Here is a 16,071-nt window from a genome sequence, read left to right as displayed (position 1 = left end):
CGTGCGCCTGCGCTATCAAATCCCGCGATTGCGCCCGGCATGGAGGCGCGAGCCCCTTTAGGAGCAGCCGATGCGTCTACCCACCGTTATCCTGGCCCTGACATGTCTTGCAGGCGCAGCTTCAGCCGAAGATTTGTCGGGCACGCTCCAGAAGGTCAAGGAGACCAAAAAGATCACCCTGGGCTATCAGGAGGCCTCGGTCCCGTTCAGCTATCTCGACGGCAACCAGAAGCCGGTCGGCTTCGCCATGGACATCTGCCTTAGGATCGTCGATGCCGTGAAGAAACAGCTGGGCATGCCCGACATCGTCGTCGACACGCTCGCCGTGACCTCGTCGAACCGGATCCCCTTGATGGTCAACGGCACGCTCGATCTGCACTGCTCGGCGACCACCAACAACGCCGACCGCCAGAAGCAGGTCGCCTTCACCAACACGCACTTCCTCAGCGCGACGCGCTTTGCAGCCAAGAAGGCAGCAAAGATCAACACCATCGACGATCTCAAGGGCAAGGCGGTCACGGCCGTGGCCGGCTCAGTCAATCTGACGCAGCTCGCCAAGGTCAATACGGAACGCAATCTCGGCATCAGTCTGATGCCGGCGAAGGATCAGGCCGAGGCCTTCCTGCTCTTGGAAACCGACCGCGCCCAGGCCTACGCACTCGACGACGTGCAGCTCGCGGTCGCGATTGCGCGCTCGAAGGAGCCGCAAGCCTTCATGATCAGCGAGGAGGCGTTCTCCAAGCCGGAGCCCTACGGCATCATGCTGCGGCGGGAGGATGCGCCGTTCAAGGCGCTCGCCGACCGCGCGACTGCGGAGCTCTATGCAAGCCCGGAGATCGAGGTGCTCTACAAGAAATGGCTGCAGTCCCCGACGCCGCCGAACGGCCTCAACTACAACGTCCCGATGTCGCCCGCCCTGCGCAACGCCTTCAAGAAGCCGAGCTGGAGCGCAGATCCGGACGTGTATCTGGCGAACTGAGGCGAGGGCGCCGAGGCGCGCGGGAAACGACCCGCGCGCCCTCGGCGAACACCGGATCTACGCGTTCGAATATTTCTTCAGCTCGAACCGGGCGATCTGGTTTCGGTGCACCTCATCCGGTCCATCGGCAAGCCGCAGCAAACGCGCGGTCGCATAGGCCTGCGTCAAACCGAAATCGTTCGAGGTGCCGCCGCCGCCATGGGCCTGGATCGCCCAGTCGATGATCTGGCAGGCCATGTTGGGCACGGCGACCTTGATCATCGCGATCTCCGCCTTCGCGACCTTGTTGCCGACGGTGTCCATCGCGTAGGCCGCGTTCAGCGTGAGCAGCCGGGCCTGCTCGATCATGATGCGGGATTCTGCAATGCGCTCTTGCGTCACCGTTTGCTCGGAGACCGGTTTGCCGAAGGCGACGCGGCTGCGCGCGCGGCGGCACATCTTCTCCAGCGTGCGTTCGGCAAGGCCGATCAGCCGCATGCAATGGTGGATGCGGCCGGGGCCGAGGCGGCCCTGCGCGATTTCGAAGCCGCGGCCTTCGCCGAGCAGCATGTTCTCCTTGGGGACCCGCACATTGGTGAAGACGACTTCGGACGCCCGGTCAGGCACGCCGTAGAAGCCGAACACGGGCAGGGGGCGCTTCACCTCGATGCCCGGCGTGTCCATCGGCACCAGGATCATCGATTGCTGCTTGTGGCGGTCGGGATTGTCAGGGTCTGTCTTGCCCATGAAGATGCAGATCTTGCAGCGCGGATCGGTTGCGTTGGTCGTGTACCATTTGCGGCCGTTGATGACGTAATGGTCGCCGTCGCGCACGATCGAGCTTTCGATGTTGGTCGCATCGGATGAGGCGACCGCAGGCTCCGTCATGGCGAAGCAGGAGCGGATTTCGCCTGCGAGCAGCGGCTTCAGCCAACGCTCCTTGTCCTTCTCCGAACCGTAGCGCTCCAGCACCTCCATGTTGCCGGTATCGGGCGCCGAGCAGTTGAACACTTCGGGCGCCAGATGCGATCGGCCCATCACCTCGCAGAGCGGCGCGTATTCGAGATTGGTCAGGCCTGCGCCATGGCCGGACTCCGGCAGGAACAGATTCCAGAGACCTTCCGCACGCGCCAGCGGCTTCAACTCCTCGACGACGGGATAGACCTTCCAGGGTCCCAGCTCTTCCGCCTCGCGATAGAAGCGCTCCTCGTTCGGGTAGATGTGCCGGTCCATGAAGCTCTCGAGCTTGCGCTTGAGCTCGACGACTTTTGGCGACATCGGGTAAAGCATCTCTGGTCTCCTTATTGATCGGCGGCAGGATCAGCCGATTTCGAGATAATCCGGGCCGGGCAGTTTCGGGAAGGGCGCCGTCGGCAGCGTCTGATACCAGAACGCGACGGAGGCGATGTCGTCCTGCAGCGGAAGGTATTTGGCCTCCTTGGTGCCCGGCAACCAGCCCAGCGCCTGGATCGTCACACGCAGATCGGAGTGGAAGCGCACGGGATCGGGGATGTGCCAGCGATACATGCCGAACCGTTGCTGCGATTTGTAGACGCCGTCGGGGCGGATCACCTGGGGCAGGCCGGCATAGGGCGTGGTGAATTCCTGGTAGCGCGATTGCTGGCCCTGGCCGGAATGGGCGACATAGGGATCGAAATTATAGGCACCGCAGAAATAGTCCTCGGTGCCGGTGCCGCAGATCGTCGGGAAGTCACCGTCGCCGTCGATGAAGAACTTGATTTCGCCTTCGCCCCACCAGCCGTTGTTGTTGACGCCCCAGGCCATGTAGGTGCCGACATAGTGGCCCGCGCCGCTGATGCCGTCGAGGATGGTATAGACCTCCTTGTAAGGCAGCGGGTTGGTGCGGCGGAATTGGGCATGGAAGTAGGCGCAGTCCTCCGGCACGTAGGTCAGGGTGTAGTTGATCTGGTAGTAGACGGTGAGTTGCTCCTCGCTGCGGTTCTCGAGCGTGAAGCGCGCGCGCTTGCGAAACGGCATCTCCCAATAGCAGTTGAAGGCGCGGCCGGGATTGACGCAGACCGCGAGGGAGGACACCTGCGCGAACTCTTCCCATCCGCAAGCGAAGAAATCGCCGGCCGGGCACTCGACGCTCGGCAGCGTTTGGTCGTCCCAGTAGATGCGCAGGATCGAATGCCGCAGCCGTCCGCGCGCCAGCGTCATCCAGATCTGCTGGATCGCGCCTTGCCCGGCGATGTCGCCGAGCGTGAAGGTCGTGCCCGGTTCGATGACGACGTAGGGCGAGACCTTCCAGCCCTGTCCGAGATCGCGGGCCTGGCGGGCGGCGGGGCCATCGACGGACATGCCGCCCTTGCCCTTCTCGCCGGTGAAGTTCTCGGGGCTGATCGAACGCGTCTGCGCGTTCGACAGGCGCGACAGATTGCCGAGATGCAGGCCCAATCCGGAAAACGCCATGATGTCCTCGATGCGGGGTTAGCGACCTCCCGATATATCGTCGCTGAATTGACCAAAAGGTGAAGATGATGGCGTCAGGGAAGACGACCGATGTCCGCCTTCGTAGCCCGGATTGCGCTGCGCTCCATCCGGGCTACAAGGTCGACGCCTCTGCGCGCGGCTCACGCGACGCGATACTCCCTGAACTTCTCGCGCAGAGCCGATTTCAACACCTTGCCGGTCCCCGTCATCGGGAATTCGTCGAGGAATTCGACCGCGTCCGGCATCCACCAGCTCGCGATTTTCGGGCGCATATGGTCGAGCAGCGTCTTGCCGTCGACGGTCGCGCCCTTCTTGCGGACGACGAGGAGGAGGGGACGCTCCTGCCATTTCTCATGGTTGATCGCGACCACGGCTGCCTGAAGCACGTCGGGGTGAGACAAGGCGACGTCCTCGAGCTGGATCGAGGAGATCCATTCGCCGCCGGACTTGATCACGTCCTTGGAGCGGTCGGTGAGCGTGACGTGGCCCTGTGGGTCGATCACCGCCATGTCGCCGGTGATCAGCCAGCCGTCGCGGTCGAGGCCTTCGTCTAGCTTCATGTAGCCGGAGGCGACCCAGGGGCCACGAGCGCGCAAATGGCCGACGGACTTGCCGTCGCGTGGCAACTCGGCGCCGCTGTCGTCGACGATGCGCAAGCTCGTGCCAAAGCAGGCGCGGCCAGACACCTGGCGCCGGTCGAACCTCTCCTTGTCGCCGAGATGCTCCGAGCCGGGCCTTAAGCCCGGCATCGAGCAGCCGAGCGCCTCGGTCATGCCCCAGGCCTGGATGTAGTCGATATGGTAGTCGCGCTTCAGTTTCTCGACCATGGCGCGCGGCGGCGCCGAGCCCGACGACAACGTTGCCCGCAGCGTGGAGAATTTGTTGCCGGTGCGGCCCAGCCAGTCGAGCAGGATCAGCCAGAAGCTCGGTACGCCCGCCGACAGCGTCACCTTCTCGCCTTCGAGCAATTCATAGAGCTTGTCGGGCTCGTAGTTGCGGCCCGGCAGCACCAGCTTCGATCCGGTGTAGGGAGCCGTGAACGGCATGTTCCAGCCATTGCCATGGAAGAGCGGCGCCATCGGCATCATCACCTCGCGCACGCCTTCGACATGTCCCGGCAGGAAGTCGAAATTGCAGCAGGTCATGGTCTGCAGGATCGCGGCACGGTGCGAATAGATCACGCCCTTGGGATTGCCGGTCGTGCCGGACGTGTAGCAGATGGTGGAGGCGGACTTCTCGTCGAACTCCGGCCAGGTGAAGCCGGCCTCGTTCTCCTTGTCGAGAAGCTCCTCGTAGCAATGCACGTTGGCGAGCTTGGTCTCGGGCATCCGCTCGCGCGACGACATCACGACATAAGCTTCGATCGTCTTGAGCTGCGGCGCGATCGCCTCGACGATCGGCAGCGTGGCGCGGTCGATGAACAGCAGGCGGTCTTCGGCGTGGTTGATGATGTAGACGAGCTGCTCGGGAAACAGCCGCGGGTTGACGGTGTGCAGCACATAGCCCATACCCGGCGCGGCATAGAACATCTCGAAATGACGATGCGTATTCCAGGCCAGCGTGCCGACGCGATCGCCCGGATTCATGCCGAGCCGCTTCAGCGCCAGCGCCATGCGCTTGATGCGCGGATGGGCATCGGCATAAGTGTAGCGATGAATGTCGCCCTCGATCTCGCGCGCGACGATCTCGGCCTCGCCGTGATAGTCCGCGGCATACTGGATCAGGCCGCTGATCAGAAGCGGCATGTCCATCATCAATCCCTGCATGGTCTCCTCCACGGCCACGTCGTTGCGTGGCGTTGCCCTTGTGATTTGCGCGTGAGGTTAGCGGAACGTCGCGCGGCGTTCACGCAAAAAGCATTGGACGCGATTGCATGCGTCACTTTTTCAGGGCTAACTGATCCGAGCTGCCGGCGAAGCAGCGTTCTCCGTGGAGGAAATGCATGTCAGCGGAAAGACACAAGACCGGTGCAGCCGGCGAACCTACCGTCGATATTGCAGCTCTCCGCGCGCGCTACCGCGACGAGCGCGACCGCCGTCTGCGTGCCGAGGGCAAGGCCCAGTATGTCGAGGTAACAGGGGAATTCGGCCGCTACCTCGACGACCCCTGGGCCGATCCCGGATTTGCGCGCGCACCTGTCAGTGAAGGGACTGAAGTGCTCGTCGTCGGTGGCGGCTTTGGCGGGCTGCTCTGTGCCGCGCGTTTGCGCGAAGCCGGCATCGATGATTTCCGCATCGTGGAAAAGGCGGCCGACTTCGGCGGCACCTGGTACTGGAATCGCTATCCTGGCGCCGCCTGCGATACCGAGAGCTACATCTATCTGCCGCTGCTGGAAGAGACCGGCTACATGCCGGTGCGCAAATATGCGCGCGCGCCGGAGATCTACGAGCACTCCCGTCGCATCGGCCGCCATTTCGGTCTTTACGATCGCGCGCTGTTTCAGACCGTCATCTCGCGAATGGCATGGCAGGAGCAGGAGGCGCGTTGGCTGGTCGAGACCGATCGGGGCGATCGCATCCGTGCGCGTTTCGTCATTCTCGCCGGAGGTCCGCTCAGCAGACCGAAGCTGCCGGGCATTCCCGGCATCGAGACCTTCAAGGGCCACAGCTTCCATACCAGTCGGTGGGACTACGGCTACACCGGCGGCAATGCGGATGGTGGTCTGACCGGACTTGCCGACAAGCGCGTCGGCATCATCGGCACCGGCGCCACCGCCGTGCAATGCGTGCCGCATCTCGGACGCGCTGCGAAGGAGCTCTATGTCTTCCAGCGCACACCGTCGGCGATCGGCGTGCGCGACGACCGGTCGACGGATCAAGATTGGGCGCAGAGCCTCAGGCCCGGCTGGCAGCGCGAGCGTATGGACAATTTCACCGCCGTGATCTCCGGCGAGCCGGTCGAACGGGACCTGGTGCAGGACGGCTGGACCGGCCTGCTCGGCGAGATCCTGCTGGCGCCGCGTCGGCAGCCGCAGCCGGTGACCTCGATGGAAGAGGCGCTGAAAGTCATCGAGCAGGCCGACTACCGCAAGATGGAGGAGATCCGCGCCCGCGTCGATGCGGTGGTCAAGGACACGGCGACCGCGGACGCGCTCAAGCCCTGGTACAAGGCGTTCTGCAAGCGGCCGTGCTTCCACGACGAATATCTCGATGTCTTCAATCGTCCCAACGTGCATCTCGTCGACACCAAAGGGCAGGGGGTCGATCGCATCACCGAGAACGGCGTCGTGGCTGGCGGCAAGGCTTACGAGCTCGACTGCCTGATCTATGCCAGCGGCTTCGAGGTCGGCACCGATTACGCCCGCCGCATGGGCTTCGAGGTCTACGGCCGCGACGGCATGAGCCTGACCGAGCGCTGGCAAGGCGGCGTCAAGACGATGCATGGGTTCTACAGCCGCGGATTTCCGAACTGCTTCCTGATCGTCACGGTGCAGGCCGGCCAGAGCGCCAACTTCCCGCACATCATCGACGAGCAGTCGCAGCACATCGCCTATGTGATCGCCGAAGCGCGCAAGCGCAAAGCCCGAACGCTGGAGCCGACGCTGGCCGCGGAAAACGCCTGGGTCGAGGAGGTCGTCAAGGCCGCGCTCGGCCGCCAGACCTATCTCGCCGAATGCACGCCCGGTTACTACAACAACGAGGGCGTGTTCGATCCGATCGCGGCAAGAAACAGCCAATATTGGCGCGGGCCGGTGGCCTTCCTGCGGCTGCTCGACAAATGGCGGAAGGAAGGCAATCTGGACGGCCTCGAATTGTCCTATGATCAGGCCATGGAGTCGGCGCGTTCCTCCGGGTAAGGTTGCGCCGATCGGTTACAGGACGGGAGATTGGGTATGACCACGGGCAGGGCTGTTGCGGGAGCGGTTGTTGGTGCGATGGCGCTGCTCGGGTGCCTGGCGTCCGCCGCCGCGGCCGCGCAATGCGGCAGCTCGCCGGCGGGTTTTGAGGCCTGGAAACGAGAGTTCAGCGCAGAGGCGCAGGGCAAGGGCATCGGCCAGACCGCGCTCTCGGCGCTGATGCAGACCAACTACGCCAGTGCCACCATCGCGGCCGACCGCGGCCAGCGCAGCTTTTCGCTGACGCTCGACCAGTTTCTCGCCAAGCGCGGCGCCACCACTATCGTCGCCAAGGGGCGCCAGCTCAAGCAGTCGCAGGCTGCCTTGTTCGCCTCCATCCAGCAGCGCTATGGCGTCCCGCCCGGCCCGCTGATCGCGATTTGGGGCATGGAGACCGGTTTCGGCAGCCAGCGCGGCAACCAGAACATGCTGTCGTCGATCGCAACCCTGGCCTATGACTGCCGCCGTCCTGAATTCTTCACCGACCAGCTCTACGCGGCCTTGAAGCTGGTCGACCGCGGCACGCTGTCGGGGGCGACCCGCGGCTCCATGCATGGCGAGGTCGGCCAGACCCAGTTCATGCCCAAGAACATCCTGGCCTATGGCACCGGCAACCTCGAGGTGGCCGCCAACGCGCTGAACTCGACCGCGAATTTCCTTAAAGGTCATGGCTGGAAAGCAGGAGCCGGTTACCAGCCGGGCGAGCCGAATTTCGTCGCCATCGAGGCCTGGAATGCGGCCGGCGTTTATCAGAAGGCGATCGCACTGATGGGCCGGCAGATCGACGAGGGCGGCGGAGCGGCGGCCTCGCGCTGACGAAAACCCGTCCACTTCGCTCGAAAAACGCTCCTGCTCAGCAAGGCGTGATGCGCCGACATGAGAAAGTTGTTGCCATCAGGAACCGAGGGCACGAGGTTTGCTTTGATCAGATTCAGGGCTGGGCATGAGGAGACTCAACATGGCAACCCAGATCGTGATGGACCAGACTGGCGATACGCGCCACGAGTTTGATCCTGGCAATGCCGAAGCGCTGGCGCGAGCCGAACGGCGCTTTCGGGAGCTGACTGGAGCCGGCTTCACCGCGGCCCTTCGCAACGGACCCGGCGAAGTCACTCGTATCAGATCGTTCGACCCGACCGCGCAGGAAACGCTGTTCTATCCCCGCCTGGTCGGCGGTTGATCTGAGCTGCTCATGATTACGGCGGTTTGGCTCCGCGCGCCGGCGCGTGCGCGTCTGCATGCGCTGCGTGAACTGTATCGGCGCTTCTTCGGCGAGAACACGCCGGATGCCCGTGGTCGCCGGCTGCTCTTCGATTGGCTCTCGCCCGCACAGCGCGCCCAATTCGAAGAGCACCGGTATTTCGACGTCATTGGATGCGACACCGGCAAGACCTATCGCATTCACTACGGCACCGCCGCCAATGTCCACGAAATCGACGGCGAGGGCCGCGCCACGATGGGATGGTGCTTCGTCCCGTCAGGCTTCCTGGTGCCGGGCGACGTGATGCTGGCGCAGAAGATCGCGCTCGAGACCGACGAGACAGGCGCGCTCTCTCTCGCCAACCGGTTTCCGCCGGCAACGCATTCGGAGCACTTCTACCGGCGGCCTTTCTAGCGGCCGAAACGGCGAAGCGGTCAGTGATGTGTGGTGCGGTAGGCGTCCAGCGCGTGCGCCGCAAAGACACCGGCGCTGCAAAGGGCGAGCAGGCCCGAGATCAGCTCGATCATAGCTCGTCCTCCCGTATTGAATGGGCAACGAGGTTGCGGCAGCAGGAATAGTCGTAGATCAGGTCGAGAAGGAATTGCATGGTAGCCGTCCCTGTATTTATTTTGACAACGACTTAAGCGGCCATCTGTTTCAGCGGTGTTTCGTCGCCTCGGGAAAGGGGTTTCGCGGGGAACCTCGGGGCTGGTTTTGTGCGCTGCGGTCCCGCCATTGCTGGAGCCCTTTGGCCGTCTCTTCGAAGGCGGCGCACGACATTGCGAGGCAAAATCATGGCGCAGGTCGAATGGTTCGACGATCTGGCGATCGGAATGCGGTTCAGGTCCCCCGAGGTCGAGGTCATCGAGGCCGACATCAAGCGCTTCGCGGCCGAGTTCGATCCGCAGCCGATGCATCTCGACCACGAGGCGGCCAAGGCGACCCTGTTCAAGGGCCTGGCGGCATCGGGATGGCACACCGCGGCGATAGCCATGAATCTCGCGATCCAGACACGCCCGTTCGGCCCGCATCCGCTGATCGGCGCCGGCGTCGACGGCCTGCGCTGGACGATGCCGGTACGGCCCAATGATCGCCTGCATCTGGTTGGGGAGGTGATGAGCCTGACGCCCTCGAAGTCGAAGCCGCAGGGTATCGCGCTGGTGAAATGGACCATGTTCAACCAGAGCGGCGAGGAGGTTTACACCTTCACTCCCATCGCGATCGTGCCGCGGCGGGGATAGGCACGGGCGCCGCCGTTCTGCCGGGGTAAGCCCTTGCGGCCCTCCCGCGGAGGTGGTCATCTCGGCCCGGGGAACGCGCTGGAGGCTGACATGAAACGATTCCTTCTTGCCGCTTTGCTGATCGCGACGGGCGCCTTAAGCGCCGGACCGGCGCTTGCGCAACAATCCAAGGTCGGCGACTGGACCATCGAAAAGCGCACGCAGGACACGCATTGCAATGCGAGCCGTGGCTACAAGGACAAGGAGGACGAGAACCGCGACTACGTCATCGTGATCACCTATTCCGAGAAGGCGATCGTGATCGTGATGATCTATGATGGCTGGGAATGGGAGAAGGTCGGAGAGATCCTTCGGGCCGATGTCGGCACTGACGATGCGGACATCATGAAGAAGGCGAAGTGGGAGGTCATGGACAAGACCACCGTGCGCGGCATCTTCGAGTACGACCAGTCGATGATGGACCGCCTGTCGAAGGCGAGACGCCTGACGCTCGATTTCGAGGACGATGACGACGACAGTATCGAGATGCAGGTACCGCGTGCCGGCGAAGCGCTGGCCGCGTTGAAGTTCTGCGAGGAGAATCGGAAATAGGTTGCCGCTGCCGGCCGTGAAGCGGGCAGGACGTGGCAACGAAGCGGGCGGCAGCGAACCGGCGCGTGACTCATCGCACACAGTCCGCGCGCTGTTCGCATTTATCCTAGTCTTTGGCGAAACAGTCCAAGCCGCACCCTGCGGTTGACGTTACGCAAGGACGATGTTCGATATTCCAGCATCTGGCTGCAACGTTTTTTCCTCGTCGAAGGCGGCAATTGACCGGCCCGTCTTCTCCGTCAGTTCCCGGATCGCGAGCTCTCCGTCTCGGACGGGCCGCACGCAGATCGCGTCGTCCGTCCGATGACGACCCATCAGGCAAACCGGTTCTCGTCTCTCATCGGCGAGATTTACGACGCGGCGGTTGACCCCGCCTTGCGCAGCGGCGCGCTGGAACAGGTTTTGCAGTTCGTCGGTGGTTGCGCCGCGATGATCCTGTCCAGGGATTCAGCACGGCTTACGATCGAGATTCAGCAGCATTTTGGAACCGACGCCCGCTTCCGCCAGCTTTATCGCGACCGGTATGTGGAGCTCGATCCTCTGCTCGACCGTCACCTCACCCTCGCGTCCGAACAGACGATCGGCGTGACCGACATCATGTCCCATGCTGATTTTCTCGAGACGAGCTTCCATCGCGAGTGGGTGGAACCGCAGGGGGCGATAGACCTCGCGACCGTCGCGCTCGAGAAGACGGCCGCGCGCACCACGATCCTGCAGGTGTTGCGCCACCGCTCCCGTGGAACCGTCGACGATGCGATGCGCGAGCGCATGCGGCTGCTCGCTCCGCACATCCATCGGTCGCAGATCATGGGCCGGCAGATCAGGGCGCGCTCGCATACGGTGGACGACCTTGCCGACGTCCTCGACGGATTGAACACGGCGATCTGCCTGCTCGATGCGGACGGCCGCGTCGTTCATGCCAACGCGGCATGCCGCCAGTTGTTCGCCGATGCCAATCTGCTTGCGATCGTCGGTGACCGGATCGTGGCCCGCAACACCCAGACCGATAAAATATTCCGCAGCCTGTGCGAATTCGATGAAGGCACACATTCTGCCGCTCGTCGTCAGATCGAACTTGCGACGTCGGCCGATGGGCAGCATTATCTGCTCCATGCTTTTCCGCTGAAGCGGGATCGCAGCCTGCCGCGGGACATTGCAGCCACGATGCTCTTCGTTCAAAGAGCTTCCATGCTGCCGCTGCTCGCAGCCGACGCGATCGCAGCAGCCTTCAGGCTGACGCCGTCTGAATTGCGCGTGCTGATGGCGATCATCGAGACCGGCGGTGTTCCCGACATCGCCGCAAAACTCGGCGTCGCCGAGACGACGGTGAAGACGCATCTCGGTCGCCTGTTCGAGAAGACGGGCGCCGGCAGGCAGGCTGATCTGGTGAAGATCGCCGCCGGCTTTGCCGTGCCGTTCGCGCTGCGAACGAACGGCGATGACAGCGTTGCGTGATTCATTGCGATGCCTCGATGTTACGTGCCGCGTTCTCAATCCATTGTGATGATCCGCGCTCGCGGGTCATCCGAATGCAGGACGCGAGTCATTCGAGACTTTCGTATATCGCGCTTCTGATAATTGAAGAGCAGCGAGCGCCGCGAAGCTTGCCACAACGGCATCGAACGCGCGTGTGGAGGAAACGACAGCGCGTGGCCGGGTCTGCTCGTCGGCTGGAGAGATTGCAGTGAGCAGCATGGTTGATTTTTCCGTTCTCAATGTTTCAACGAACGAAATTCCCGAAAACGAGCGCATCCCGTTGCTTCGCGATTTCTATTGCCGCGGGGTGCTGAAGGCGGAGGTCGAGGCAAGGGATGGAAAGCCGGCCGCGGCGAGCTTCACCTCTCATGTCCTGCCGGAAGCCCAGTTGTTGATCGGGGGGCTGTGCGGAGCGCGGGTCATTCGCACCAAGCAGCTGGTGGCCGATGGCGACGACAGCCTCGCCCTGATCGTGAACAGGTCCGGCGTTCTCGGCATATCCGAGCGGGGACACGATCTGAGGCTTCATGCAGGAGAGGCGGTGCTGACGAGCGCGGAGGACGTCACGACGTTCGAGCGGCTGTTGCTGGGAAGCTGCTTCTCGCTGCGCGTGCCGAGGCGCGTGCTGGCGCCGATGATCGTGGACGTCGACGATGCCGTGATGCGCATCATGCCTGAAAGCTCCGCCGGACTGAGGCTGCTGGTCGACTACGCGGTGACGCTGGTGCGGGAGAAGGCGTTCGCGACGCCCGTGCTGCGGCAGCTCGGGGTCGGGCATCTGCACGATCTGCTGGCGCTCGTCCTCGGTGCCACCGGAGAAGCGCGGGAGCTGGCCGGACGGCGCGGCGTCAAGGCGGCGCGGCTCCAGAAGGCGAAAGTCTCCATCGCCAACAATTGCTGGCGGCAGGATCTGTCAGTGGCCTCGGTTGCCCAGGAGCTCGGCGTGACGCCGCGCTATCTCCAGCGCCTGTTCGAGGCCGACGGCAAGACGTTCTCTTCCTTCTTGATCGAGCAGCGCGTCAAGCGCGCGCACCGCATGCTGCGGGAACCGGGATATGCCGGGCGAACGGTGAGCTCGATCGCCTACGATGTCGGCTTCGGCGATCTCTCTTATTTCAACCGCTGCTTCCGGCGCACCTATAACGCGACGCCGAGTGACATCAGGAGCGGCGAGATGCCGTGACGGCGCGCCACTGGATTTCAGCCAACTGCCGATTTCAGCCAGCAGACAGGGATCCGACGTGATCCTTGATCGCGAAGCCATGACCCAAGCGTTGCGTGCGGCATCCGCAGCCGGAGTATTGAATGCGCCGTTTCTTTTTCGACCTCCTGGTAGGCAACATCGTGAAGATCGACCCGGGCGGCATGGTGTTCGAATGTGCGGAAGCGACATTCGTGGTGGCCAACGAGACGGCAAAACATCTCTTCGTCTGGCGCGACGATCTGCGCGATCGCGACGCCTGGATTCGCGTCAGGGACAACAGCGGCCGCGAAATCTATCGCGCGCCGGTCTGGGCGGAGTGCGCCGAGAAACAGGGTTGGGACCAGGCGTGAGTGCCGCTTCGGTGTAGCAACTCTGCACCAGTGCGGAACGAAGCGCCTTCGGTTCGTTCTCGGCTGAAGCGCGGTCGTTTCCGTCCAAGTCGGGCCATTGGCGTGCTTCTACCTTAGCGTTTAGCGAATCCAGGGTTCGCTGCCGAGCGCCTTCCAATGGAGGAGTCCGGCATCACCATGCCTGCGCTGCCATCAAGCGCGAGGTTTTCTGGGGAACGAAGGCGATGAATGTGACGGCTCTTGGCGACTTGGTGCAGCGGCATTTGGTGCGGCGATCGATGCGCTTTCTGGTGTTCGCTGCGCCGCTGCTGGCCGTCGATCGGGTCGAGGCTGCGTGCACGCCGGCGGCACCGGTCAGCAATGCGACCATCGTTTGCTCGGGTGATGTCGACGCTCAGCAGGCCCCCAACAACGGATATGGGACAAGCCTGGACGACAACAACATCTATCGGATCGAGGCCGGGGCCAAGGTGCACGGAAGCGCCTTCGGCATCCAGAGCGGCGATGGCAATGTTATCATCAATGCCGGCATCATCGACGGCGCGTTGGCGTCGGGTCTCAGCGGCCTCGGTTTGACGGTGTCGAATCTCAGCGGCGCCACGATCACCGGCTTTCATGCGATTCTGGCGTCGACACTCACGCTCGACAATGCGGGCATGATTGCGAGCGAAGCCGGGGGAAGGGGGAGCGGGGTCGAAGCCACGACGTCCACTGTGCGAAATTCCGGCACGATCGCCGGCGTCGGGCCCGATACGATCGGGATCAACGGTACCACGGTCAACGTGGTCTCGAACACCGGAACGATCTCGGGAGATGCCCGCGGCATCAAGGGTACGACCCTCAACATCACCAATGATGCCTCCGGTATCATTTCGCAGATTGCAGCGACCGGCGGCGCGATCGAGGCCTCCGGTGTGGTGACGATGGCAAACGCAGGCAACATCGCCGGTCACGTGTTCGGCGTGTCCGGCAAGAACGTCAACGTGTCCAATTTCGCCTCCGGCACCATTGGTGCCGACGGCGGCGCGAGCAACGCCATTCGCGCCGACCTCGCGGCAAGCGTGACGAACAGCGGCACGATAACTAGCGTATCGAGCGCGATCTTTGGTACGAGCGTCACTGTGACCAACACAGGGCTGATTGCGTCGATACTCGGCTCCGGCATGAGCGCCGGCACGGTGAACCTGGACAATATCGGAAGAGTCACGGCAGATCGCGGCGTCAATGCACTCGTCGGCAACGTCAACAATTCCGGGTCCATCATTGGGGATAGCGCAGCCGTCAGCGCCAACGTCGCCAATGTGACGAACACCGGCCTTCTTCAGGCCTCCAACCTCGGCGGCACCGGAATCTCCGCGATCCAGGCCAACGTCATCAATTCCGGCACCATGATCGCCAGTACGGGCATCTCTTCCAGCGACGGGGCGAACATCACGAATTCCGGTACGATCACTGGCACCAGCGGGACGGCAATCAAATTGTCGAGCAAGGCCGACACGGTGACGCTGCTGCCGGGCTCGAAGATCAACGGTGTGGTCGATTTCGGCTTCGGTGCCGACGTCGTCAACGTCAACTTCGTCCCTTTGAGCAGCCGGGTGGCGTCGCTGACGAGCATCGAGCTTCCGACCTTCGTCAACTTCAACGGCACCATCAACACCAACAGCGGGGGCTTCGATGGCCCGAAGGTCTTTGCCGGCGGCACACTCGCCACCCTCGATCCGACCGCGCCGGCACAGACCGACCGCACGCTGATGGATTTCACCGGCGGCGTCTCCTCGCTGGTGCAGGGCCGCCTGAGCGGCGGCGCTGGGCCGGCCGGCAGCAACATGATGGCAATGGCCTATGCCCCCGAGACGGCGCAGGCCGGACCCTTCACCAAGGCGCCGCGCAGCCTGTGGACCGATCCCGCGCCGATCACGGTCTGGGCCAACAGCTTCGGCGGCCAGCGCATTCAGGACGAGACCACCTCCACGCTGCGCGCGACCTCGACGGCGTGGGGCGGGGCCATCGGCATCGACCGGAAGGTGCAGCCGAACTGGCTGGTCGGCGCCTTCCTCGGTGGCGGGCAGGGCGGCCTCTCGGTCGATCTCAATTCGCAGTCGGTGGACACCAATTACGTGTTTGCTGGCGCTTACAGCCGGTTCGAATGGGCTTCGCAGTTCTTCGACCTCACGATCCAGGGCGGCAATGCCGACAACAGGTCGCGCCGGCTGGTGCTGAACAACGCGGTCGTCGGCGGCATGGAGACGGCAGCCGCGAACTACAGCGGATGGTACGTGAGTCCAGAGGTCGCCTACGGCTACAGACTCAACATCGGCAACGGCTACGTGCTGACGCCGACCGCGCGGCTGCGTTATGTCGCGGGCCGGTTCGACGGCTACAGCGAGACCGGTTCGGCGCAAGGGCTGTCGGTCGGTGGCCGCACGCTGCAGGACTTCGAGGAGCGCGGCGAGGTCGATCTCTCGCGGGTGACGAGCATTGCCGGCGGCGAGCTCAAGGCCAACATCCATGGCGGTGTCATCGCGCTCCAGCGCGTCGGCGACACCACCGTCAACACGGTGCTGCTCGGCCAGAATCTGTCGTTCGTCACCCCGGGCAGTCGCAGCACGGTCGGTGCCGTCGCCGGCCTCGGCTTCGACTACCGCACCGGGCCCAACGTGTCCGTGTTTGGCGCGGTCGAGGGCATGATGATGTCCGATCAGAGCCGCACCGGCACGGCCAAGGGTGGCGTTCGCGTCGCGTTCTGAGCCGGCATCAGCCC

General features: G+C 63.6%; 14 protein-coding genes. 11 read left to right on the top strand and 3 right to left on the bottom strand.

Annotated features, from left to right (window positions below; genetic code table 11):
• Positions 1-70 precede the first annotated feature (70 nt).
• Positions 71-979, top strand: coding sequence for an amino acid ABC transporter substrate-binding protein (locus GDN70_RS23875; protein WP_038970951.1), 909 nt, complete (start codon positions 71-73; stop codon positions 977-979).
• Positions 980-1,036: 57 nt separating this feature from the next.
• On the opposite strand, the gene GDN70_RS23870 is transcribed toward GDN70_RS23875, so the two are convergent.
• The 3 genes from GDN70_RS23870 to GDN70_RS23860 all read right to left on the bottom strand — a co-directional run bounded on the left by GDN70_RS23870 (position 1,037) and on the right by GDN70_RS23860 (position 5,178).
• A complete protein-coding gene (locus tag GDN70_RS23870) occupies positions 1,037-2,248 on the bottom strand; it encodes an acyl-CoA dehydrogenase family protein (RefSeq protein ID WP_038970950.1) in 1,212 nt (403 codons plus the stop codon).
• 30 nt (positions 2,249-2,278) lie between these two features.
• Positions 2,279-3,391, bottom strand: a complete 1,113-nt coding sequence (locus GDN70_RS23865) for a glycoside hydrolase family 172 protein (protein WP_038970949.1) — start codon at positions 3,389-3,391, stop codon at positions 2,279-2,281.
• A gap of 161 nt (positions 3,392-3,552) precedes the next feature.
• Positions 3,553-5,178: a long-chain fatty acid--CoA ligase gene (locus GDN70_RS23860; protein ID WP_028145210.1), complete on the bottom strand. Its 1,626-nt coding sequence runs from the start codon at positions 5,176-5,178 to the stop codon at positions 3,553-3,555.
• A gap of 176 nt (positions 5,179-5,354) precedes the next feature.
• Between GDN70_RS23860 and GDN70_RS23855 the strand changes: the two genes are divergently transcribed.
• The 10 genes from GDN70_RS23855 (at position 5,355) to GDN70_RS23810 (ending at position 16,057) form a co-directional block, all read left to right on the top strand.
• On the top strand, positions 5,355-7,208 hold the full coding sequence (locus GDN70_RS23855) for an NAD(P)/FAD-dependent oxidoreductase (protein WP_152103115.1): 1,854 nt from the start codon (positions 5,355-5,357) through the stop codon (positions 7,206-7,208).
• 36 nt (positions 7,209-7,244) lie between these two features.
• Positions 7,245-8,063: a lytic murein transglycosylase gene (locus tag GDN70_RS23850; RefSeq protein ID WP_038946356.1), complete on the top strand. Its 819-nt coding sequence runs from the start codon at positions 7,245-7,247 to the stop codon at positions 8,061-8,063.
• Between the two features lie 142 nt (positions 8,064-8,205).
• Positions 8,206-8,427 (top strand): hypothetical protein, encoded by a 222-nt coding sequence (locus GDN70_RS23845; RefSeq protein WP_018319783.1) that lies wholly within the window; start codon positions 8,206-8,208, stop codon positions 8,425-8,427.
• Between the two features lie 12 nt (positions 8,428-8,439).
• Positions 8,440-8,862: a hypothetical protein gene (locus GDN70_RS23840; RefSeq protein ID WP_018319784.1), complete on the top strand. Its 423-nt coding sequence runs from the start codon at positions 8,440-8,442 to the stop codon at positions 8,860-8,862.
• Positions 8,863-9,242: 380 nt separating this feature from the next.
• Positions 9,243-9,689, top strand: coding sequence for a MaoC family dehydratase (locus GDN70_RS23835; protein WP_038970947.1), 447 nt, complete (start codon positions 9,243-9,245; stop codon positions 9,687-9,689).
• Between the two features lie 90 nt (positions 9,690-9,779).
• On the top strand, positions 9,780-10,280 hold the full coding sequence (locus tag GDN70_RS23830) for a hypothetical protein (RefSeq protein WP_028145205.1): 501 nt from the start codon (positions 9,780-9,782) through the stop codon (positions 10,278-10,280).
• A gap of 303 nt (positions 10,281-10,583) precedes the next feature.
• Entirely contained in the window at positions 10,584-11,735 is a 1,152-nt protein-coding gene (locus tag GDN70_RS23825; protein WP_038970946.1) for a LuxR C-terminal-related transcriptional regulator, read from the top strand.
• 238 nt (positions 11,736-11,973) lie between these two features.
• Positions 11,974-12,939: an AraC family transcriptional regulator gene (locus tag GDN70_RS23820; RefSeq protein ID WP_038974169.1), complete on the top strand. Its 966-nt coding sequence runs from the start codon at positions 11,974-11,976 to the stop codon at positions 12,937-12,939.
• Positions 12,940-13,061: 122 nt separating this feature from the next.
• The gene (locus tag GDN70_RS23815) at positions 13,062-13,310 is read left to right on the top strand and encodes a hypothetical protein (protein ID WP_038970945.1); all 249 of its coding nucleotides are present in this window, start codon (positions 13,062-13,064) and stop codon (positions 13,308-13,310) included.
• Between the two features lie 224 nt (positions 13,311-13,534).
• Positions 13,535-16,057, top strand: a complete 2,523-nt coding sequence (locus tag GDN70_RS23810) for an autotransporter outer membrane beta-barrel domain-containing protein (protein ID WP_152103114.1) — start codon at positions 13,535-13,537, stop codon at positions 16,055-16,057.
• The last annotated feature ends 14 nt before the right edge of the window (positions 16,058-16,071 follow it).

The sequence above is a fragment of the Bradyrhizobium sp. TM102 genome (genome assembly GCF_009176685.1).
Taxonomy (GTDB): domain Bacteria; phylum Pseudomonadota; class Alphaproteobacteria; order Rhizobiales; family Xanthobacteraceae; genus Bradyrhizobium; species Bradyrhizobium ottawaense.
This window is presented reverse-complemented; position numbering and strand designations above follow the sequence as displayed.